This is a genomic window from Roseovarius sp. MMSF_3281 (assembly GCF_030733685.1).
GTDB lineage: Bacteria > Pseudomonadota > Alphaproteobacteria > Rhodobacterales > Rhodobacteraceae > Roseovarius.
In genome coordinates this window covers 43,510-64,752 of sequence record NZ_JASHIM010000010.1, presented here as the reverse complement: position 1 = coordinate 64,752, position 21,243 = coordinate 43,510, and the positions used below count along the sequence as shown (strand labels likewise).

Here is a 21,243-nt window from a genome sequence, read left to right as displayed (position 1 = left end):
ATCAAGAAGGGCCCAAAACGAACGATATAGACTGAGAAGGCACCGACCGGTCCAACATCAAAAATAGGAACAGCGCCTTCCCTAGGAAACTGTCGAGCGGGATCGCGAGCGAGTACCGCCTCATCTCTCCGAGCGGCTACGGCAAGCCGCGCAGCGGCACTTGGAATGCGCCCGGGCGTAAGTTTTCGAGCAGTTTCGCGTAGTGGTCCTGCATGATGAACAGGCTTGGCTTCGCGCCTCGTGCGCAAGGGAACATCAGCGACAGGAGCTCCCCTTTCTTTTCTGCGTTTCCGTCCTCGGAAGACTTGACGGCACCACTGTCGCCGCTTGGGGAGATCCGCAAACCCTCTATCCCGTCCATGAGCGTACCTTCCAGCGCGTCGCAAACACGGCTGCGTTCGGCGGCGGTTGCGACAGCAGGGCGATGTTCCAGCCCGAAGACGTGCCCGACCTCGTGGGTGATGGCCCCGAGCGATGGAATTCCGGGTTTGCCGCTATCCGGTCCGGTGAGGCTCACGCCGATGACTGGTCTGGTGAAGGTGATTGGCTGGTCAACATCGGGCCACATGAATCGCGGGCCGATGTCCCAGTTCGCCACGCCAAGCAGTTGCAGCCAGTCATAGGGCATGAACACGACGACCGCGTCGAAATCGCCATAGGCGCCAGCCACGTTCAATGCATCGTGCGCGTGACGCAGGATCGTGCGCCGGATATCGCCACGGCGGTAAAGCGGATCGGCGAGGCCAATGCCGCTGAGCGCGCCTTTGGCCGCGCGCAGGAGTGACATGCTATTGCCGTCATAAGCGTCAAGCGAGTCCAGCCAATTCTCAGGTACGGAGTCGTCCAGAGTGCCGGCCAACGACTCGGCCATGGCGATTTCGCGTATGGTGGCCGCAAGGTCCTCCGCGAAATCGGGAGAGAAGGGCACGGCGGGCCCCGGTTCGATCCGCGCTTCGCCTACCGGGAAAAGTTGTTCGATGAAGGTTTCAGCTGACCGTGCGGCCTGCGCGCCTTCCTGGCGACGCCCGGGAGGCACACCATCGGCCCAAGGGCCGACTTCGGCGAAGACATATCCGAGCGACAGGTCGCGGTCGAGCGGATCCCAATCCAGCGACTCCACCCCGGAGAAGACTCGGGGAGACTCCTCGCACTCGCGGACCGGTTCGATCTCGGCGCGCAGTGCCGCGATTTCTTCGTATTCGGGGGTCCAGCCAAACAGCGTAACGCTGTTCTCGCCTTTGCGGCGTTCCTCGTCGGTGAACATATCCGGCCGGCGGAGGCGTAGATCGCGGCGCTCGGGCACGAGCAGCGGCGCCTTCGGGTCGAAAGCCGGGCGCGCCCGGACATGGGCCCTGAACTCTGTCACCTGCCAGCCCGGAGCGATCTGCGGATCGGGGCGCCACTTGGGATAAATGCGGATGGCGGCGGGTTTGTCGCGGACCAGCGGTGCGTTTGTCGCGACCTGGATGGTGTCGCTTTCCACGCCTTCGCGCCAATCGAGATGCGATGCAAGCCCGGTGTTCATGAATTCGTTGTCATCCAGATCGACCATCGTTTCGAAGCCCCATGCCTGATCAACAGCCATCTGTTCGCCTTCCGCACCACGTATACCGGACGGTCCTGCACGAACCGTCACGCGGTAGCGCACTCCGTCCCGCATCGGGTCTTGCGGTGTGACGACCACGGTATCGCTGCCCGTCAGGCGCGGGCGGGTCTTGATCGGGGCCATGACCGTGCCGCCCTGGCCGTTGGCCAGACCGAATTCCAGCTTGATCGCCGCAGGCGTGACCGAAGCCGGGTCAAGCGGTCGGTCGAAGGTGAGGCGGATGCCCGGGTCATCCCAGGGGAGGTTCTTTTCGTCGCGGGCGGGCCGGTGCGCGATCAGGCGCAGTTCCGCGATCGAGGCGGCGCCATCCGAAGGCGCTTGGGCGATTTCGAGTCCGGGGTGGGCAAAGCCCATGTTGCGCATGTTTGGCGCCGCGAAGCGCCCGGTCACGCGCAGGGTTTCGTCGCCGTCGTCGCTGTCGATATCGACCCGGCCGGGGCCTCGGGGGCTCCATGTCCGTCGCTCGCGTTCGATCCGGGCCCTACCCGAGAGATCGAACCGCCCGATCACCTTGCTGTCAGTGATCCGCTCGATATGGACCATACCCGACAGGGTGCCCCCGGCGGCCTGCGTTCGGGTGCCCGCTTGCCCGACGCCATCCATATCGCAATCCATGTCTCTGGCCTGCCGTCCCACGGTCGCGTCCAGCGGGACGGCTGATTGGTCGAGGGTTTCCAGAAACGCTTCGCGCAAGGCGTGGCAGGTGCGCTTTTCCAATTCCTGTTCGCGGCGTTGCTCTTCGTCATTCGGCGGCGGATATGGGCGCGAGCGGATCTGCCCGGTCCAGGCGGTAAATATATCCGCCGGGTCGCCGTCTCCATCGCTGCCGACGGCGCGCGCCTCGTAGCTTTGACCGGCCCGCAGATCGCCCGGCCCGGCATCGATCAGCGCGATGGTTAGATGTGCACCGCTGTTGCGCGGCCATCCACCGACACCGCCATGCCGATACCCAAGCGGTTGCCCGAGGCCGCCACCCTGGTACGAGATCAGGTTGGGGCTGAAGATGTCGAAGACCGCACGCCGTGTGCCGCCGCTGGCCTGCGGAACATTTATGTCTTCACCCGACATCTCCTCGATGAAATCGACCGCCCCCTGGTCGAGACCAGGCACGCCGCGTGTTCCCCCTACGCGCTTGGCCGCAACATGGCGCGCACAGGCCGCGCCGCCCGCGCTGATCCCGCCGGACAGGGTCAGGCTGGCCTGGCCCGGCATCAAATCGGCGTTCGCACCGCCAGAAAAGGCGTCCGGGTTAAGGTTGCCGAAAACGTCGAGGGCCTGTGCCGGGTTGACCGCCTCTATCATTCCGCCGACCGAGCACAGCGGCACCGGCGGAGGGTCTTCAGGGCCGCAGGTGTCTTGTGCATGCAGCGGCAGTGCGGTCAGGCACAGGCCCAGCGCCATTGCCACTCGGCGGACGAGGCCAGCGTAATGTGGGGCCCGGTCCCTCACTGGTTGCCCATATTCATCATGTTGCCGAAGTCCACGGGCTCGGCCGGCAATTCGAAATCGCCGGCGGGCCCGGCATCGTCATCGACCTCGGTAACCAGAAAGCGATCCCCGAAGGACAGCGCGGCGAGGCCGCGCTTCTGAAGCTCGATCAAAAGCGCATTGGGCTCTTCGTTGCTGATGGTTCGAACCAGTTGCGTCTTGAGCGCCTGATGCTCCAACAGACGGGTATCGTCGGTCAGCACGGCCGTGTCTGTCTGTGGCTCGCCGCTGTTGTCGATCCACTCGATCTCGTAGACGTCGCCGTTAATACCGGCGATCTCGCGGGCCTCGCCGATCTCGCGCACGTTTTCGATCGTCTCGGGGAACACGACGCCGGATTGATCCTGCGTCGGACCTTGGCCCGACGCCGCCCCCGGCATATTTTTCATCTGTCCGAGGTCCATGACGGTAATCTGCCCCGCCATCGAGATGATCGAATAGACGGTGTCGTCGCGCATCATCATGTAGGCGTCCATGCCTTCGATATCGGTGCGCAGGGCATCGCCCTTCCAGCGTTCCGTCATCGTCATCTCGCCGGCGCTTCCGGCCTTGGCGATAAAGCTGATGCGGCCTTCGGCATGACCACTCGCGGCACTGACAAGGGTGGCCAGGACGGCGGCGGCAAAGGGGCGTATCATGGATGGTCTCCTGTCGCTGTGTTGTGATGTGGGGGAACGCGGCGCGGCACAGGGGTTTCGGGGGCAACATAGCCAAACCCGCGCGCCCGGGCGTTGCTGCAGACGAAACCTGGCGCGTAACGATCGGCCACCTCGCGGGCCAGTGCATTGGCGTCGGGCGTGTTGGTGGTGTCGATAAAGCCCACCATGCAGCTTTCCACGCCGGGCGACGTGGCCACGGTGCTGATGATAAGAAGCACACGGTCATCCTGGGCGGGCCCGACGATCCATCGGTGGATGGTGGCGAAAGGCTGCATTTCGCCGTTCAACGGTTGTCGGCGCCACTCCACGGTGTCGTGCACCGAATTAAATGGCGCAAAGCTTTCCCACGGGCCGAATTCGGCCGTGCTGCCGTAATCCATCGAAATACGGGCATCGCCCTCGGTCAGCATCAGGTGCATCCCGTTCGGACCGGGGCAGACAAGCTGAAAGCCCATACCCGCCTCGTCCGGCGGCACGTCCTGCGCCAGCATCTGGCAATCCTCGGCCCAGTCGTAGCTGGTGTAGACACTATCCACCCCTTGCGCCTGCACGGCGGTCGGGAGGGCGAGCATGAGGAGAGCTGCCCGGATCATTTGCCGTTCTCGATCGGGATATCGGCAAAGCGCAACGTCACGCTGCCTGCGCCGTCCACCTGGTCATGCGCGTCCAGTTTTGCAGTAACGTCGCCGGACAGGCGGCCATCATTGCGCTCAAGGCGGCCCTCGGCGCGGACAGGAACACCTGCGAAAGAGATCGACACCGGAGCCTCGGGTCCGGCGGTGAACGCCCCGCCGTATCCGGCGGGAAAACCCAGCTCCAGCTTGGGACCGAACTTGCCAAGCGACAGCACCAGCCTGTCATCTTTCTCGACGGCATTCGCCGGGGTGAAGAAGTTGATCAGCGGATCATCGGGCATCGACTCGTCCAGTGCTGTGACGGCGCCGGTTGTCTCGACCATGGTAACCTCGGGGCCGCGCGTGTAGGGGATCGCGTTGAAATCGGCCTTGACCGCGATTTTATCCCCCGATGCATCGCGTGACACCATCGTTGCCTCGAAAGAGCCGGTGATCGTCTCTCCACGGTTCTCAAGCGTCAGCATGCCACCGCCCGACGATGTATACGTCGCCGGTTGCTCTGCATTCGGGCCTACGTCCTGCACACTCATCCACAAATAGGCGGACACGGCTGCATCGTTCATCGTGTCCTTGACCCTGTGGTCACCCGGCCCAAGCCCCGCGGGCAGGCCGATGCTGAGGCTAAGGGTCACGGGCATGCCCTGCCAGTTGCCCTCGCCGGACAGGGACAAACTCCACGGGCCGTTCGCATTCGTTGCCGTGTTGCCGTCCATCTTGAACGCCGACCGGTTGCAGGGCGCGTCCGCGCGGTATGGTCCGGACTCGCCTTCGACCATGCCAGACAGGGTGATGCTGTAAGCCCCGTCGGCCAACCCGCCCCCGTCGGCTTCTACGGGCAGGGCCAGGGTACCGGGCGCGCGACGGCAAGCCGTGGAATCGATGACGGTCCGCCCCTCACGGTCCAGCCATACCAGCCTGTCGTTGTCCCAAGGCAGCAGCCAGAGCATTTGCGCCGGTCCACTGCGTGGATCGCCGGGGCCCTCATACCGTATCGCAGGCGTGTTCCCGCAGATGTTCGTTCCATTTCCCACGACCAGCGGCAACAATCCGTCCTGGTAGGCCGGGAGGCGGGATTCGTCACAGATCGACAACCTTGCGCCGGTCTGCGGCGCAACCGTGACCTGCCCCTCCGGATTGATCCAGACGGGCCCGGGCAAAACCGCCGCGCGACCCTCGGCAAAGCGGCCGGCAGCGCGGATGTCAACATTGCGCCCATCAGGCAGGGTGACGTCTTGAATGGCCCAGTCATCCGCCCCCATGAAGCCGGCCTGATCGTCCAATCGCACCGGCGCGAGGTCCGACCCGTAACGACCGGCAGCCTTCAAGATGAATTTGCGGGGGAAGACCAAATCGCCGGCGGGGCCGATGTAGCCCCAGTTCTCGGTGCTCATGGCGGCCGGGGCGCGCCCGCCCGAGAAGTTGCCACCATCAGCGAATTCGGGCTCGATGACCCAGTCTCCCTTGGTGTCGATCCAGCCGACGGCCGAGTATTTGCCACGCTTCACGCGCGCCCATGCCAAACCTTCGGAAAAGCTGCCCAGATCGAGGACCCGTTCGTCCGACAGCCCCGGCGGCGTCCACGCCTCGCCCTTGGCCGTGACATAGTGTGCAACCCCATCAACGGGGGTTGCGGCGCTGCATCCCTGTGACATGGGCTTGTACGGTGACAGCGCATAGGTCTGCCCCGACACCACGACGCGGTCGGCATCCTGCGCGCCCGGTTCCACGATATAAGCGCCGTCGCGGTCGATAAGCCCCCAGCCATCGGCGGTTTCGACGGCTGCGACACCTTCCGAGAAGGGCCGGGCCTGCCGCCATCTGGGCGCAAGGCGCCATTCTCCATCGCGCCCGGCAAATCCCCATTGAGCATCTTGTGGCAAAGGATAGAGGAAGGCTGGGACGGTATCGGCGGGCTTGCCGCAGGGTTGCGCCACTGCACCGAGGGTCGTGCCGACGCAGACAGCGCCAGCCCAAGCGAAGGTCCTGAAGATAGTCTTGCCCGGCATCACTCCACCTCTACGATCTCGACACGGTCAAATTCGGCAACGGTCTGTTCAGGTCCCAAAGTGCCGGCAAAAAGCGCCGGATCGCCGCTCGTACGTAAAATCTGGATCGGATCGGTCTCGATGACCTCGGTGCCGCCGTCTTGCAAGGTCCATCCGTTTAGCATCAAACGTCCGACATAGTCGCGGCCGCGTTTCGAAATGGTCAGACGGGCGCCCTTTTCCTCGAAATCCCTAAGGATCTGCGCCAGATCGTAACCGCGCGTATCCCCAGCGATCTCGACCTCGGCGCGGGTTTCGGTGCCACCCGACATCGCCCGCAGCCGCAGCCACAGATCATCATTGGAATTCCCCTGCCGATAGACATAAGCGGAAATCGTGTTGTCCACGTCGGCATGGCGGCCGACCTGAACGATGGCACGCCGACCGCCAAGCGTCTGAACCTCTCCCATCCGGGCGGTGAAATCGGCGCTCAGATCCCAATCACCCTCTGGAAATTTGGCACCCGTCCAACGAAAGATATTCGGCTGATCCTTGGCATCGCCCATGTAGCCGGGCTCGACGGTCATGGTGACCAAAGCGCCTGCATCGACGATGAATCCGGATGGATCCGGATGTTCGATCGTCCACTCCGGGCCAAGTTCGGCGCGATCAAACTCATCAACAAAAAGCGGCCCCTTCGGCTCGGGCGCGCTGACCTCTTGCAACGCGCCGGTCAGGGACGATGCATCGGAGGCGGGCATATACCGCCCGCCCGTCGCCTCAGCAAGGCAGGCAAGCTGGCCATCCGCGTCTTCAACGTCGAAGCCAATGAGATGCGCTGTGAAGCCTGAGTTAGAGGCCACCAACTCCTCGCCCAATGCACAAAGGTCCGCCCCGCAATTCTCCAGCCCATCAGTCACGACAACGACGGAACCACTGTTGCCGACCGTCTCGGCCGCGGCACGCACCGACGCGCCGACAGGTGTCTTGCCGCGCGGAGTGATATCGTTCAGTGCAGCCTCGACCACGTCGCGGTCAAGCGGACCAAGAGACATCAGCGTTTCGATGTCGTCGCAATCGCCCTCGCGCCGATGACCATAGGCCATCAGGCCAAGCTGGCGCCCGGTAGGCCAGTCCGCCAGCATCGTGCCGATGGCGTCACGCGCGATCTCGATCTTCGGTGTGCCGTCGATCTGCCCCCACATGCTGCCCGACCCGTCGAGAACGATCATCGTTCCGTTCTCATCCTGCGCCACGGCTGAGCCTGTCAGCGCGGCAAGGCCGACCAATCCTGACATCAAACGATTTGCAAACACATGTCTCTCCTCAAGTCTTTTGCAATCACCGTGACAGCATGAAATCGTACGGGCATGGGGCATTTGCCCTATTTTCTGAACGTGTTAGGGATCAGAGGATGGAACTCGGTTTGCAACACGCCCTTAAGGTCGCTGACATCCAACGACGTCTTTTGACGTTCGAGGCAGATCCGGGCACCGGTGAAGCTATCCTCGCGGATGTTGCGGATCTGTTGCACGCGGATGCAGCCATGGCGGCATGGCTGAACGAGGGAACACCCCTGTTGGTGACTTGGAACGCAGGCCCCCAGATCGAAGAGTACTTCTTTCGGACCTTTGCCGGGGTGGATCGCGACGGCAATATACGGTCGACCGACCCGGACCTCGACAATATCAACCTGACCAGGCGGCAGATGGGTAGCGGCGTATACCACGAAAGCGCCTTTGCCAGGCGGGCCGTGATAGAGAACGCCGCTTTCCACCGTGAAGCTTTCCGTCCCGCGGGCATGAACCACGTCGTCGGCATGACAACACGCCTTGCCGTGGGTGAGGCCGTCTTTGCAATGGGTTATTCGAATGCCGATGCCCCGTCTTTCGCCATGGGAAAAGCGGAAATCGTTCTAAATCTTTTGTTGCCGGCCTTCGTACATAGCTTCAAGGCATTGGACCGGAAGGCCCGCAATTTCGAACGTCTCCAGCGTGCCATCGTTGAAAGCGATATGAACGTGACCCTTCAGGATGGCCAGCTTGGCGACGACAACGGGACCGGAGCGTTTCTGAATCTGCCTTTGCCGGGGCCGGATGCTGGGTATCTTTCTATTTCCCCACCGGATGCAGCAACGCTGGCGGCCCGGTTGGCTGAGCAGTTCGGCCTTACGAGGCGCCAGGCGGACACTGCGCATTGTATGCTGGATGGCCTATCGACCAAGGAGGCCGCGGCACGTATGGGCATCAGCCCGAACACCGTCCGGCGCCATTGCGAAGCCGTTCTCACCCGTACTGGTATCAGCCGCCGCAGTGAATTGAACCGGCTCGCCCGGTCGCTTACCGCAACTCGCCCGGAAGACCCTCATCTTTAAGTCGGACGGCGACGCCTCAAGTAGAGATCCGGCCAATTTTTAGCAAATTGGCCGAGGTCAGGTTATCGCTGCCCAAAGCCTACCCGTGTAAAATGCCAATCGGGAACCGGTACCGTTCAGAGCTCGTGTCACTCCATAAGCCTGACATTGGCTGCCGCGGTCCGTGTGGTGGATACAGCCCTTCGATGGTCGTCGCAATGCAATAGCCATGCTCAACACCCGGATCGCCAGATCACGCTTCATGCGATTACTGCACAACTGCCCGGCAGTGCATTGCGAAGCAATGTCACGCGAGGGGGCCCAGCCGATCACCCCCCGGCTGACATCCATGATCTGGCATAGCCGTTCGACGGGCAACATTTCGGCGTTCTTTGCCCCTCTCGGCAGATTTGCCATGCAAATCGCCTGCCGGGCAATGGATGAAAGCGAACCTCATTTGCTTCGCTCCGCAAAGAACTGGGTAGCGTCTGCCGGGAAAACGCCCCACTGGGGCCTTTTTGATCCGGCTTCAATTTAGCACGTCCCTCAGAAGTTTCTTTCCCAACATCTCTTTGAGCGTCGCCACGCCGGGCATTTGCTCGGCCAGCATCTTCTTGAGTTTGGAATTTTCAGCCTCCAGCCCCTTCAACCGGCGCATATCGGACACTTCCATGCCGCCATACTTTGACCGCCACTTGCAAAATGTTCCGTCGCTGGTCCCATGCTTGCCGCACAACTCTTTTGCGCCCAGCACCCGCCTGGTGCTTTTTCGAAATGCCAATGATTTGCTCTTCGCTAAAACGGATTCTCTTCATCCCATGTCTCCTGCAACGAAGAACAGGCTAGCCTAAAACCGAGGACTTTTCAGGAGAGAGGGTCAACTTATACGTAAAGATGATTTGAAGGGAAGGAAATATGCGGAAGATGTGGAATAAAGACTCTCCGCGACAGTCTGCTCCGGGCTGAAACTCCCCAAACCGTTCCCCCGTACGTTTCGTACAAAACCCACCCTACGCGCAGTTATCTACCGGGGGTCTGACAAAAATACCCACGTTTTACCGATCTGTTACAGACAGGGGTTCTCAATGTTAGCTCGCATCCTTACCCCCGGGGGTCGCACCCCCCTCTTTCCAACCCTTCCAAACCATGCCACTTTCCGCCCCATGACACAGATCACATCCCCCGACGGCACCCCCGTCAGCCGCTTTGCCTTCGGCACCATGCAATTCGGTGGCCGCGCCGATGAGGCCGAAAGCCGCGCCATGTTCGAGGCCGCGCTGCAGGCCGGAATCACCCATTTCGACACCGCCCATGTCTATACAGACGGCGCCTCGGAAACCCTGCTTGGCCGCTTCGCCGCCCCCCAGCGCGAGCGCCTCGTGATCGCCACCAAGGCGGGCTATATCGGCGGCGCGGGGCGCGACAACGTACTGAAAACATTCGATATATCCCGCCAGCGGCTGGATATGGACATGGTCGATATCCTCTATCTGCACCGCTTCGACCCTGACACCGACCTGCGCGAAACCCTCGACACCCTCGCCGGGCTGCGCGACGCGGGGCACATCCGGTATATCGGCCTGTCGAATTTCGCCGCGTGGCAGGTGATGAAAGCCGCCTGCATCGGCATGGAATTCGACCTGCCCGTCGGTATCATCCAACCCATGTACAGCCTCGTGAAACGCCAATCCGAGGTGGAACTTCTGCCGATGTGCGCCGCCGAGGGCATCAACGTCGCCCCCTATTCGCCCTTGGGCGGCGGCCTGTTGACCGGCAAATACGCCCAGGGCGGCAGTGGCCGCCTGACCGAGGATGACCGTTATGCCGCCCGCTACGGGCAGGACTGGATGCACGAGGCCGCCAAGGGCCTGTGCGCCATGGCCGATGAGGTCGGCGTTGCCCCCGCAACCCTTGCCGTGGCCTGGGCCGCCCGTCACCCGGCGAACCCGATGCCCATCCTTTCGGCCCGCTCCTCCAAGCAACTCGCGCCCTCGCTCGCGGCGCTGGAGTTCACGATGGATGACGCACTTTACGACCGCCTGACCGCGCTCACCCCCACCCCTCCACCAGCCACCGACCGGATCGAGGAGGCCTGAGCATGCCGCGCCGCCTCAACCTGCCCGACAGCGCCTCCACCGCCACCCCCGGCGAGGATGGCCGCCTCTACGCCCCCTCGTCCGAACGCAACGCGGCCCCCATCCTTGCGCTTCTCAAGCATCACGGCCCCGCCGAGGGCCGCGCGCTGGAACTGGCCGCGGGCACGGGCCAACACGCAGCACATTTCGCCCCAGCCCTGCCCGGCCTGCACTGGCAACCAACCGAGATCGACCCCACCCGCCGCCAAAGCATTGACGCTTGGGCGAAAACCGTGGAGGCCCCGAACCTGCAACCCGCCATCGAACTCGACGCAACCGCGCCCGGTTGGGGGGCGAACCACGCGGGCCAAGATCTGATCCTGCTGGTCAACCTGCTGCACCTTATCTCTACGCCCGAGGCACAAACGCTTGTCTCCGAAGCCGCCCAAGCCCTCGCCCCCGGTGGCCGCCTCGTTCTCTACGGCCCCTTCCTGCGCGATGGTCAGGCTACCTCGGACGGCGATGCCAGTTTCCACGCCGCCCTCACCGCCCAAGACCCAGAAATTGGCTACAAGGATGATTTCGATGTCATCGACTGGCTGCACGAGGCTTGGCTAGAACTGGTCGACGTGGTCGAAATGCCCGCCAACAACCTCGCCCTCGTCGCAAAGCGCCCCGGCTGATCTGCATCAAGGACGGGCCTTCGCCGCCTGTTAAGCCCCTCCTGAAAACACATTCAGGAGTCAGAACATGAGCTGGAGCGACAAACTCGGCAATACCCGCAACCAATTGCGCAGTCTCAACAAATGCATCCCCGACACCGCCCAAGCCTTCGGCGCCTTGGGCAAATCGGTGAAAGAAGGCGGCACGCTGGATTTCAAGACCAAGGAGTATGTCGCCCTTGGCATCGCCGTGGCCACGAAATGCGAGGCCTGCATCGCCATCCACATCGAAACCCTGATCCGCTGCGGCGCAACGCGCGACGAGGTGGGCGATGTTCTGGCCATGTCCATACAAATGGGCGGCGGCCCGTCGATGATGTATGCCGCCAAGGCGCTTGCCTGTTACGATGAATTGGCTGGCACCGCCTAAATCTGCAGCAATGCGGCCCAAAAACAGGATTTCCCCTTAATCCATGAGGGGAATCCGGTTTGAATGGGCTGAAATTGGCAAAATTTTAGGGGGATACCACATGTCGATCATGAAATTGCTTGAGCAGGCCCAAGGCGGCCAAGGCCTTTCGCAATTGGCTGGCCAGTTCGGCCTTGATGAATCGAAGGCACAGGAACTGACGCAAATGCTGGCCCCGGCCATCGGGCAAGCGGCCAAGAAACGCGCCGAAGAGGGGCAATTGGACACCGTTCTTGGCGCCATGAAGGGCGAAGATAAGGCCGCGTTCTTCGACGATGCCGCCGCTGCCGCCGCCCCCGAGGCACAGGCAGAAGGCCAGAATTTCCTTGAAACCCTGCTGGGCGACAGTGCCGCCACCGAAGGCCTTGCCGCCACGCTGGCCGAAAAGGTGGGCCTTGACCAGGACACCGTCAAACAGTTCATGCCCTCGGTCGCCGCCATGGCCCAGGGCGGGTTGCAAAAGCAAATGCCGGACGAGCAGATCGACGGCATGATGGCCGCCGCCCAACCGCAGCAATCCGGCGGCGGGCTGATGGGCATGATCGGCGGCCTTCTGGGCGGCAACAAGGGCGGCGACGCCGAAGGCCAAAGCAACACGCTCGGCATGCTCAACCAGATGCTTGACGCCGATGGCGACGGCAACGCCATGAACGACGTCCTCGGCAAGTTCATGCGCTGAATTTTCCCCGTGAAATCAATACGAAGGGCCACGCACCGCCGTGGCCCTTTTGCATGGCCCCCTGCCGCTTGACAACACCCCGCGCGCGCCCGACGCTTACGGTATTCAACTCATCCGTGGGGGCGCTCATGCGCGCAGGTTTTGCCCTTCTTTTCATCGCGGTCATGGCCCTTGCCGCCCCCGCCACGGCACAAAACGCCTTTGGCGACAGCGACCCGGTGGATTTCGCCCACCCCGCCCCGCAAAGCTATCCCGTCCACGGGATCGACGCCGCCCGCTTTCAGGATCACATCAATTGGCGCCGGGCCAAACGCGCGGGCGTCCGCTTTGCTTTCGTCAAGGCGACCGAAGGCGGTGATCTTCTGGATGCGGAGTTCACCACCCATCTGAACGGCGCATTGCGCGCGGGTGTGCCCGTGGGGGCCTATCACTTCTACTATTTCTGCACGCCTGCGCGGGTGCAGGCCCGCTGGTTCATCCGGCATGTCCCGAAACGCGCAGGCATGCTGCCCCCGGTTCTGGACCTTGAATGGAACCACCACTCCCCCACCTGCCAACACCGCCCGAATGGCGCGCAGGTGCGCAAGGATGCCAAGATCTTCCTGCGCATCCTTGAAAACCACTATGGACAACGCCCGATCATCTACACCACTCCGGGGTTCGACCGTGCCACCGGCATTACCCGCCTGAGGGGCTATGATTTCTGGCTCCGCTCGACGGCCAAGACCCCGGCACAGGTCTATCCGGGCCGGTCGTGGCGCTTCTGGCAATACACCGGCACCGGGCTCATCCCCGGCATCACGGACCATGTCGATATCAACGTCTTCAACGGCAGCCGCGCCGACTGGCGCCGTTGGCTGTCGCAGAACACCAGATAAGAAAAACCCCCGGCGCAGCGGCACCGGGGGCTTTCAAGTCATTGAAGGTCAATGGCTTACCCGTCGACGCGGATAACCTCGTTTTTCGGATCATAGGGGCTGTCCTCGACAACCTCGGCGTCCCAAAGCTGGTTCATGATCTTCACTTTCAGCTTCTGACCAACCTCGGCCATATCGGGGCTGACATAGCCCATGCCGATGGATTTGCCGAAATGCACCGAGTACCCCCCCGAGGTCAGGCGGCCCACCTTGGTGTCGCCATCGAACAGGGCTTCCGACCCCCAGGGATCGGCATCCTCCGGCCCGTCGATCAAAACCGTCACACATTTCACCCGTACGCCCAGGTCGTTCATCGCGTCCTTGCCGTGAAACTCCTTGGACTGGTCCACGAAACGCGGCAGATCGGCCTCAAGCGGGGTCGCATCCCGGCCCAGCTCATGGCCAAAGGCGCGATAGCTCTTCTCCTGCCGCAGCCAGTTTTGCGCGCGCGCGCCAACCAGCTTTAACCCATGCTTTTCACCGGCCTTTTCCAACAGGTCGAAAAGATAGTTCTGCATCTCGATCGGGTGGTGCAACTCCCACCCCAGCTCGCCGGTATAGGCCACGCGGATCGCCCGCACCGGGCACATGCCCAACTCGATGTCGCGCATGGTCAGCCACGGGAAACGCTTGTTGCCAAGCACGGTCTCGGGGTCAACGTCTTTCACGACCTCCTTGAGAACATCGCGCGACTTCGGCCCGGCGATGGCGAAAACGCCCCACTGGGTGGTCACGTTCTCAACCGAGATATAACCGAACTCGGGCGCTTTATCCTCGGCGCATTTGCGCAGGTAATCGCCGTCGTAATCGGTCAGGGCCCCGGCGGAAACAAGGTAATACTCATCCTCGGCCAAACGCACGATGGTGTACTCGGTGCGCGTGGTCCCCGCAGAAGTCAGCGCATAGGTCAGGTTGATGCGCCCCACCTTCGGCAGCTTGTTGCAGGTGAACCAATCGAGGAACTGGGTGGCGCCCGGCCCCTTGACGACATGCTTGGTAAAGGCCGAGGCGTCGATCAGGCCCGCGCCCTCGCGCACGGCCTTTGCCTCGTCTACGGCATATTGCCACCAACCGCCACGGCGGAACGACCGCGCGTCGTGATCGAATGTTTCCGGCGCATCCAGCGGACCGAAATAATTGGGCCGCTCAAACCCGTTGACACAGCCAAACTGCGCGCCACGCGCCTTCATGCGGTCATAGCTGGGCGCGGTGCGCAGCGGGCGGCAGGCCTCGCGCTCTTCATCGGGGTGGTGCAGGATATAGACGTGCTCGTAGGCCTCTTCATCCTTGCGCGCCGACCACTCGGTCGTCATCCAGCTGCCAAAGCGTTTCGGGTCAAGCGAGGCCATGTCGATCTCGGCTTCGCCCTCCACCATCATCTGCGCCATGTAATAGCCGGTGCCGCCCGCGGCGGTGATGCCAAAGCTGAACCCTTCGGCCAGCCACATGTTGCGCAGGCCCGGCGCGGGGCCAACCAACGGGTTGCCATCGGGGGTATAACAGATCGGACCGTTGAAATCGTCCTTCAGACCCACGGTTTCCGACGAGGGAATCCGGTGAATCATGCTCATGTATTCCTCTTCGATCCGCTCAAGGTCCAGCGGGAAAAGATCGGCGCGGAAACTGTCGGGCACACCGTATTCGAAACGCGCCGGCGCATTGCGCTCATAGGGGCCAAGAATCCAGCCGCCGCGCTCTTCGCGGACATACCACTTGGCGTCGGCATCGCGCAGAACCGGATGCTCGCCATGGGTTTTGCGGTACTCGACAAGCGCGGGGTCGGGTTCGGTCACGATGAACTGGTGCTCAACCGGGATGGCGGGCGTCTTGATGCCCAACAGTTTCGCGGTGCGCTGCGCGTGGTTGCCGGTGGCGGTCACCACATGCTCGGCGGTCACGACCATCTGCTCTTCAGAGGGCACAAGGTTGCCCCCCTTTTCGACCATCTTGGTCAGGGTCACTTCCCAGGCCTCGCCGTTCCAGTGATAGGCATCCGCCTGCCACTTGCGCTCGATGGTGACACCACGCTGCCGCGCGCCCTTGGCCATGGCCATGGTCACATCGGCCGGGTTGATATAGCCATCGGTCGGGTGATAGATCGCGCCGACCAAGTCCTCGCAATTGACCAGCGGCCAGCGGTCCTTGATCTGGGCGGGGGTCATCCATTCATAAGGCACCCCCACGGTATCGGCGGTGGCGGCATAAAGGCGGTATTCGTCCATCCGCTCTTCGGTCTGCGCCATGCGCAGGTTGCCCACCACGCTGAAGCCCGCATTGAGGCCGGTTTCTTCCTCGAGCGACTTGTAGAATTTCACCGAGTAGTCGTGAATATGGGTCACGGCATAGGACATGTTGAACAGCGGCAACAGGCCCGCCGCGTGCCATGTCGAGCCACTGGTCAGCTCGTCACGTTCCAGCAACACCACATCTTCCCAACCGAACTTGGCAAGGTGATAGGCAATCGAGGTGCCGATGGCGCCACCACCGACAACAAGGGCTTTGACTTGGGTTTTCATGACCGGCGACTCCTTGGGTCCATGCATTAGGGGATATCTATCACGCCTGTCACACGACGAAGGGTTCAGCCGACACAAGAAAGCATAAAACCGACGCGCGGAGGCGTCGGTTTTCTCTGGATCGCGCTTATCGGGGCCTGCGTGGGCCTTAGCCCCGGATCACCTTGACGAACTTGTCGAAAATCGCCTCGTTCGAGCAGATCACCTCACCATCCTCAAGGATATCGCCGCCCTCGGTCAGCGGTTCGATCAAGCCGCCCGCCTCGCGGATGATGATGATGCCCGCGGCCATGTCCCAGGCGTTCAGGCGACGCTCCCAAAAGCCGTCGTAACGGCCCGCCGCCACATAGGCCATGTCCAAAGCGGCCGAGCCCCAGCGCCGCACCCCGGCACATTCCGGCATGATCCGCGCCAGATCATGCAGCGTCGCGGGCAGGTCACTGCGCCCGCCGAAGGGAACGCCCGTGGCAAAGATCGATTCGATCATCCGGTTACGGCCCGACACCCGCAACCGGCTTTCGTTCATGAAAGCCCCCTCGCCCTTTTCGGCAAAGAAAAGCTCGTCCTTGGCCGCATCATAGATGACACCGGCCACGATCTTGCCCTTGTGCTCAAGCGCGATGGAAACCGCCCAATGCGGCAGCCCGTGCAGGAAGTTGGTTGTGCCATCCAAAGGGTCCACGATCCAGCGGCGGGTGGGGTCTTCGCCCGGCTCCTCGCCGCCCTCCTCGGCCAGCCAGCCATAGGTCGGGCGCGCGCCGCGCAACTCGTCCTTGAGGATCGCCTCGGCGGCCAGATCGGCCCGGCTCACGAAATCGCCCGCGCCTTTCATGCTGACCTGCAGGTTTTCCACCTCGCGGAAATCCTTGACCAGGGACCGCCCCGCCTTGCGCGCGGCTTTCATCATGATGTTAAGATTGGCACTGCCCACCATCGGATGGCTCCTCGTGATTCAAACCGCGCGTATACGCCCGCCCCGCCCGCGCTGCAAGACCTGCGGGGCTTTACCTTTCCACGCCGGTGCGGCAAGGCTTTTGTGCAGTCAGACCAGAAGGGAGCCAGCGATGGACAAGGTCAGCTTCACCCAGATGAAAGATGGCACCAAGGAAGATTATGAATTCCTGACCGCCCATGAGATCGACCACACCAAGCATACCGCCAAACGCCTGCTCAAGGCGCTGGTGGATCTGGACGAAAGCCTGTCGGGTTACCAGATCACCCGCTTGGGCCACTCGGTTCAATCGGCCAGCCGCGCGTGGCGCGACGGGGCGGATATAGATTGGGTGGTATCGGCGCTGTTGCACGACATCGGCGACATCTACGCGCCTTACAATCACGATGAATACGCCGCGACGATCCTCAAACCCTTCGTGCGCGAACAATGTACATGGTGCGTGGCGACGCATGGCGATTTCCAAATGCTCTATTACGGGCACCACCTTGAAGGGGCCGACCCCAACAAGCGCGACCGCCACAAGGGCCACGCCTATTTCGACGACTGCGCGGCGTTCTGCGAACGCTGGGACCAATCCAGCTTTGATCCCGATTACGACGACCTGCCGCTGGCCTTCTTCGCGCCCATGGTCGAAGAGGTCTTCGCCCGCACGCCCTATGACCCCGAGGTGATCCGCCCCGGCGCGCGCGAACCGCTCACCAACCCCGAACGGGCCGCCGAGCGCCAAGCCTGACCAAAAGGCGCGGCTGCGCCGCACAGGTTTGTTTACATAAAGGGGGCGCTGCCCCCGCCGCCCTGCGGGCGACTCCCCCGGAGTATTTTGGGAAAGATGAAAGGCCGTGGGAGTGGCCCCTTTCCCTTGGCCTGCGCATTGGGTAGATGGATCACAAAGACCGATCAGATCACGGGGACCGCGCCATGGGCATGGACAAGACATTCAACGCCGCCGAGGCCGAAGAGCGCCTGTACAAGGCATGGGAAGAGGCCGGGGCCTTCAAGGCCGGGGCCAATGCCAAGCCGGGGGCCGAGACCTTCTCGATCATGATCCCGCCGCCCAACGTGACAGGCAGCCTGCACATGGGCCATGCCTTCAACAACACGCTTCAGGATATCCTGATCCGCTGGCACCGGATGCGCGGCCACGACACGCTTTGGCAGCCGGGCCAAGACCATGCCGGCATCGCCACCCAGATGGTGGTGGAACGCAAGCTTTCCGAGGAAGGCCAACCCGGACGGCGCGATCTGGGCCGCGAGGCGTTCCTCGACAAGGTCTGGGAGTGGAAACAGGAATCGGGCGGCACGATCATCAACCAGTTGAAGCGCCTTGGCGCCTCCTGTGACTGGTCGCGCAACGCCTTTACAATGTCCGGCGCCCCGAACGCGCCCGCAGGCGAAGAGGGCAATTTCCACGATGCCGTGATCAAGGTTTTCGTGGATATGTACAACAAGGGCCTGATCTATCGCGGCAAGCGCCTTGTAAACTGGGATCCGCATTTCGAAACGGCGATTTCCGACCTGGAGGTCGAGAACATCGAGAAGCCGGGCCATATGTGGCATTTCAAATACCCGCTGGCGGGCGGCGAGACCTACACCTACGTCGAGAAGGACGAGGACGGGAACGTCGTGCTGGAAGAAGAGCGCGACTATATCTCGATTGCCACCACGCGCCCCGAAACCATGCTGGGCGATGGTGCTGTCGCGGTTCATCCGTCGGATGAGCGTTACGCGCCAATTATCGGAAAACTCTGTGAAATTCCGGTTGGCCCCAAAGAGCACCGCCGCCTGGTCCCGATCATCACCGATGACTACCCCGACCCTGATTTCGGCTCGGGTGCGGTGAAAATCACCGGTGCGCATGACTTCAACGACTACGAGGTCGCCAAGCGCGGCGGCATCCCGATGTATCGCCTGATGGACACCAAGGGCCACATGCGCGCCGACGGTGCAGCATATGATCAGGCCGCCAGCCGCGCCCAGCAAATCGCCAACGGCGATGGCTTTACCGTCGAAGAAGTCGATACCCTCAACCTTGTCCCCGACGATCTGCGCGGGCTGGACCGGTTCGAGGCCCGCAAGCGCGTGGTCGATCAGATCACCAGCGAAGGCCTTGCTGTGATGGTTGAAAATGATCAAGGCGAAGCGGTGCCGCTTGTGGATAACAAGCCGATCATGCAGCCTTTTGGAGATCGCTCCAAGGTCGTGATAGAACCGATGCTGACCGACCAATGGTTCGTCGACACCTCGAAAATCGTCAGCCCGGCCATCGAGGCGGTGAAATCCGGCGAGGTCACCATCATGCCCGAGAGCGACCGCAAGGTCTATTTCCATTGGCTCGAGAATATCGAGCCGTGGTGCATCTCGCGGCAGCTTTGGTGGGGGCACCAGATCCCGGTCTGGTATGGCTTCGACCTCAGCAACCCGGATTTCCACGACGATGAAGGCGACGGCACCCTCGACCTGGTGGAACTGCAGAACCTGCTGATCGAGGGCCACAACAGCCCGCTGATGGAATGCGCGGCGGATTTCGACGCGATTTCAGAAGCTTACCATGCAAAGCTTGCGCAACTTCCGGTGCCTTTGCAGGCGATGACGGTGGTCGAAGCCGCAAGCCGCGAAGATGCCCTGCACAAACTCGCCGCCAGCCTTGCCGAATATACCGCCAGCCAGGACCCCACGCATCTGATCTACCCGGTCTGGCGTGATCCGGACGTGCTGGATACCTGGTTTTCCTCGGGCCTCTGGCCCATCGGCACGCTTGGCTGGCCTGAGACCACCAAGGAACTGGCGAAATACTTCCCCACCTCCGTCCTGATCACCGGGTTCGACATCATCTTCTTCTGGGTCGCCCGAATGATGATGATGCAATACGCCGTGGTCGGCCAAAAACCCTTCAGCCACGTCTACGTGCACGCGCTTGTACGCGACGAGAAGGGCAAGAAAATGTCGAAATCCCTCGGCAATGTGCTCGACCCGCTGGAACTGATCGACGAATACGGCGCCGACGCGGTGCGCTTTACCCTCACCGCCATGGCCGCCATGGGCCGCGATCTGAAACTTTCCACGCAGCGCATCGCGGGCTATCGCAATTTCGGCACCAAGCTTTGGAATGCCGCCCGTTTTGCCGAGATGAACGGCGCCACCGGCTCGGACGGGCAGATCCCGCAGGCCACGGCCACGGTCAACAAATGGATCATCGGCGAAACCGCCCGCGTCCGCGCCGAGGTGGATCACGCGCTTGAGCAATTCCGCTTCAACGATGCGGCCAATGCGCTTTATACCTTCGTCTGGGGCAAGGTCTGTGACTGGTACGTGGAGTTTTCCAAGCCGCTGCTGATGGATGGCGACGAAGCCACCAAAGCCGAAACCCAAGCCACCATGGCCTGGGTCATCGACCAGTGCCTCGTGCTGCTCCACCCCATCATGCCCTATGTCACCGAGGAGCTTTGGGGCACCCTTGGCAAGCGCGACAAGATGCTGGTCCACGCCGATTGGCCCGACTACGGCCAAGACCTGATCGACCCCGAGGCCGACCGCGAGATGAACTGGGTGATCGACCTTATTGAGCAGGTCCGCTCGGCCCGGGCGCAGGTGCATGTGCCGGTGGGCCTGCATATTCCCATGCTCTGCACCGAACTGGATGACAAGGGCCGCGCTGCTTGGGACCGCAACGAGGTGATGATCAAACGCCTCGCGCGGATCGACAGCCTGACCGACGTGGATGACCTGCCCAAGGGCTGCATCACCGTGGCCGTGGATGGCGGTAGCTTCGCCCTGCCACTTGCCGATGTGATCGACGTGGGCGAGGAAAAGGCGCGTCTGGAAAAGACCCTTGGCAAGCTGGAGAAAGAGCTTGGAGGGCTACGCGGGCGGCTCAACAACCCCAAGTTCGTGGCCAGCGCGCCCGAGGATGTGGTCGAGGAAGCCCGCGAAAACCTGCGCGCCCGCGAGGAAGAAGAAGGCAAGCTGCGCGCGGCCTTGGATCGACTGTCCGAACTGGGCTAAACTGCGCGACACCGGGTAAAAGCCTGTTTTCTTTGAAAGAAAACAGGCCGAAATCTTTTCAAGATTTCGGCACACCCGGTGCCGCCCCACCCATTTCAGGCGAATTCCGCCCGCCCAGCCGCGCACCGACGGCCAATCCGCCACCGATCCCGGGCTTGGTCCGGCACGGCACCGCAGGCATGCCCCTATGCCGGCAACGTCCACCGTCGCTTGACCATCTCCGGGGGCGCCCGGGCGCGCAG

General features: G+C 62.4%; 15 protein-coding genes and 2 pseudogenes. 8 read left to right on the top strand and 9 right to left on the bottom strand.

The window, feature by feature from the left end; genetic code table 11:
* Nucleotides 1-136: 136 nt before the first annotated feature.
* The 5 genes from RBB32_RS11435 to RBB32_RS11415 are packed head-to-tail and all read right to left on the bottom strand — an operon-like array spanning nucleotide 137 to nucleotide 7,671.
* Nucleotides 137-3,007 (bottom strand): Ig-like domain-containing protein, encoded by a 2,871-nt coding sequence (locus RBB32_RS11435; protein WP_306152839.1) that lies wholly within the window; start codon nucleotides 3,005-3,007, stop codon nucleotides 137-139.
* 44 nt (nucleotides 3,008-3,051) lie between these two features.
* Nucleotides 3,052-3,732: a hypothetical protein gene (locus tag RBB32_RS11430; protein ID WP_306152838.1), complete on the bottom strand. Its 681-nt coding sequence runs from the start codon at nucleotides 3,730-3,732 to the stop codon at nucleotides 3,052-3,054.
* Nucleotides 3,729-4,325 (bottom strand): hypothetical protein, encoded by a 597-nt coding sequence (locus tag RBB32_RS11425; protein WP_306152837.1) that lies wholly within the window; start codon nucleotides 4,323-4,325, stop codon nucleotides 3,729-3,731. Before RBB32_RS11425 ends, RBB32_RS11430 begins: the two co-directional genes overlap by 4 nt.
* A gap of 17 nt (nucleotides 4,326-4,342) precedes the next feature.
* Nucleotides 4,343-6,394, bottom strand: coding sequence for a WG repeat-containing protein (locus RBB32_RS11420; protein ID WP_306152836.1), 2,052 nt, complete (start codon nucleotides 6,392-6,394; stop codon nucleotides 4,343-4,345).
* The gene (locus RBB32_RS11415) at nucleotides 6,394-7,671 is read right to left on the bottom strand and encodes a VWA domain-containing protein (RefSeq protein WP_306152835.1); all 1,278 of its coding nucleotides are present in this window, start codon (nucleotides 7,669-7,671) and stop codon (nucleotides 6,394-6,396) included. The genes RBB32_RS11420 and RBB32_RS11415 overlap by 1 nt, the downstream gene beginning before the upstream one ends.
* Nucleotides 7,672-7,679: 8 nt before the next feature.
* Here RBB32_RS11415 and RBB32_RS11410 point away from each other — a divergent pair, with 8 nt between their 5' ends.
* On the top strand, nucleotides 7,680-8,747 hold the full coding sequence (locus RBB32_RS11410; protein ID WP_306152834.1) for a response regulator transcription factor: 1,068 nt from the start codon (nucleotides 7,680-7,682) through the stop codon (nucleotides 8,745-8,747).
* 93 nt (nucleotides 8,748-8,840) lie between these two features.
* On the opposite strand, the pseudogene RBB32_RS21355 reads toward RBB32_RS11410, so the two are convergent.
* Both RBB32_RS21355 and RBB32_RS11405 read right to left on the bottom strand, forming a co-directional pair.
* Nucleotides 8,841-9,089, bottom strand: a pseudogene (locus tag RBB32_RS21355) (hypothetical protein); the annotation flags it as partial.
* Between the two features lie 181 nt (nucleotides 9,090-9,270).
* Nucleotides 9,271-9,541, bottom strand: a pseudogene (locus RBB32_RS11405) (transposase); the annotation flags it as partial.
* 348 nt (nucleotides 9,542-9,889) lie between these two features.
* On the opposite strand from RBB32_RS11405, the gene RBB32_RS11400 reads away from it, so the two are divergent.
* The 5 genes from RBB32_RS11400 to RBB32_RS11380 all read left to right on the top strand — a co-directional run bounded on the left by RBB32_RS11400 (nucleotide 9,890) and on the right by RBB32_RS11380 (nucleotide 13,489).
* Nucleotides 9,890-10,822, top strand: coding sequence for an aldo/keto reductase (locus RBB32_RS11400; RefSeq protein ID WP_306152833.1), 933 nt, complete (start codon nucleotides 9,890-9,892; stop codon nucleotides 10,820-10,822).
* Between the two features lie 2 nt (nucleotides 10,823-10,824).
* Nucleotides 10,825-11,484, top strand: coding sequence for a DUF938 domain-containing protein (locus tag RBB32_RS11395; RefSeq protein WP_306152832.1), 660 nt, complete (start codon nucleotides 10,825-10,827; stop codon nucleotides 11,482-11,484).
* A gap of 67 nt (nucleotides 11,485-11,551) precedes the next feature.
* A complete protein-coding gene (locus RBB32_RS11390; protein WP_306152831.1) occupies nucleotides 11,552-11,893 on the top strand; it encodes a carboxymuconolactone decarboxylase family protein in 342 nt (113 codons plus the stop codon).
* Between the two features lie 109 nt (nucleotides 11,894-12,002).
* Nucleotides 12,003-12,611, top strand: a complete 609-nt coding sequence (locus tag RBB32_RS11385) for a DUF937 domain-containing protein (RefSeq protein ID WP_306152830.1) — start codon at nucleotides 12,003-12,005, stop codon at nucleotides 12,609-12,611.
* 68 nt (nucleotides 12,612-12,679) lie between these two features.
* Nucleotides 12,680-13,489 carry a GH25 family lysozyme gene (locus RBB32_RS11380; protein WP_371931047.1) on the top strand — a complete coding sequence of 270 codons (810 nt, stop codon included), beginning with the start codon at nucleotides 12,680-12,682 and terminating at the stop codon, nucleotides 13,487-13,489.
* 56 nt (nucleotides 13,490-13,545) lie between these two features.
* Here the strand turns inward: RBB32_RS11380 and RBB32_RS11375 are convergent, their stop codons facing one another.
* Entirely contained in the window at nucleotides 13,546-16,044 is a 2,499-nt protein-coding gene (locus tag RBB32_RS11375; RefSeq protein WP_306152829.1) for an FAD-dependent oxidoreductase, read from the bottom strand.
* Nucleotides 16,045-16,192: 148 nt separating this feature from the next.
* Complete coding sequence (locus RBB32_RS11370) at nucleotides 16,193-16,978, bottom strand: inositol monophosphatase family protein (protein WP_306152828.1); 786 nt, start codon at nucleotides 16,976-16,978, stop codon at nucleotides 16,193-16,195.
* 130 nt (nucleotides 16,979-17,108) lie between these two features.
* Between RBB32_RS11370 and RBB32_RS11365 the strand changes: the two genes are divergently transcribed.
* Together RBB32_RS11365 and RBB32_RS11360 are read left to right on the top strand one after the other, a co-directional pair.
* Nucleotides 17,109-17,732 carry an HD domain-containing protein gene (locus RBB32_RS11365; protein WP_306152827.1) on the top strand — a complete coding sequence of 208 codons (624 nt, stop codon included), beginning with the start codon at nucleotides 17,109-17,111 and terminating at the stop codon, nucleotides 17,730-17,732.
* Between the two features lie 185 nt (nucleotides 17,733-17,917).
* A complete protein-coding gene (locus RBB32_RS11360; protein ID WP_306152897.1) occupies nucleotides 17,918-21,001 on the top strand; it encodes a valine--tRNA ligase in 3,084 nt (1,027 codons plus the stop codon).
* Nucleotides 21,002-21,243: the final 242 nt, after the last annotated feature.

Bases quoted from the DNA above. Each gene is read 5' to 3' on its own strand.
- RBB32_RS11435 (WP_306152839.1), bottom strand. From the start codon at position 3,007: ATGGCGCTGGGCCTGTGCCTGACCGCACTGCCGCTGCATGCACAAGAC.
- RBB32_RS11390 (WP_306152831.1), top strand. From the start codon at position 11,552: ATGAGCTGGAGCGACAAACTCGGCAATACCCGCAACCAATTGCGCAGT.
- RBB32_RS11370 (WP_306152828.1), bottom strand. From the start codon at position 16,978: ATGGTGGGCAGTGCCAATCTTAACATCATGATGAAAGCCGCGCGCAAG.
- RBB32_RS11400 (WP_306152833.1), top strand. From the start codon at position 9,890: ATGACACAGATCACATCCCCCGACGGCACCCCCGTCAGCCGCTTTGCC.
- RBB32_RS11415 (WP_306152835.1), bottom strand. From the start codon at position 7,671: ATGTCAGGATTGGTCGGCCTTGCCGCGCTGACAGGCTCAGCCGTGGCG.
- RBB32_RS11360 (WP_306152897.1), top strand. From the start codon at position 17,918: ATGGGCATGGACAAGACATTCAACGCCGCCGAGGCCGAAGAGCGCCTG.
- RBB32_RS11385 (WP_306152830.1), top strand. From the start codon at position 12,003: ATGAAATTGCTTGAGCAGGCCCAAGGCGGCCAAGGCCTTTCGCAATTG.
- RBB32_RS11395 (WP_306152832.1), top strand. From the start codon at position 10,825: ATGCCGCGCCGCCTCAACCTGCCCGACAGCGCCTCCACCGCCACCCCC.
- RBB32_RS11420 (WP_306152836.1), bottom strand. From the start codon at position 6,394: ATGCCGGGCAAGACTATCTTCAGGACCTTCGCTTGGGCTGGCGCTGTC.
- RBB32_RS11430 (WP_306152838.1), bottom strand. From the start codon at position 3,732: ATGATACGCCCCTTTGCCGCCGCCGTCCTGGCCACCCTTGTCAGTGCC.
- RBB32_RS11425 (WP_306152837.1), bottom strand. From the start codon at position 4,325: ATGCTCGCCCTCCCGACCGCCGTGCAGGCGCAAGGGGTGGATAGTGTC.
- RBB32_RS11375 (WP_306152829.1), bottom strand. From the start codon at position 16,044: ATGAAAACCCAAGTCAAAGCCCTTGTTGTCGGTGGTGGCGCCATCGGC.
- RBB32_RS11365 (WP_306152827.1), top strand. From the start codon at position 17,109: ATGGACAAGGTCAGCTTCACCCAGATGAAAGATGGCACCAAGGAAGAT.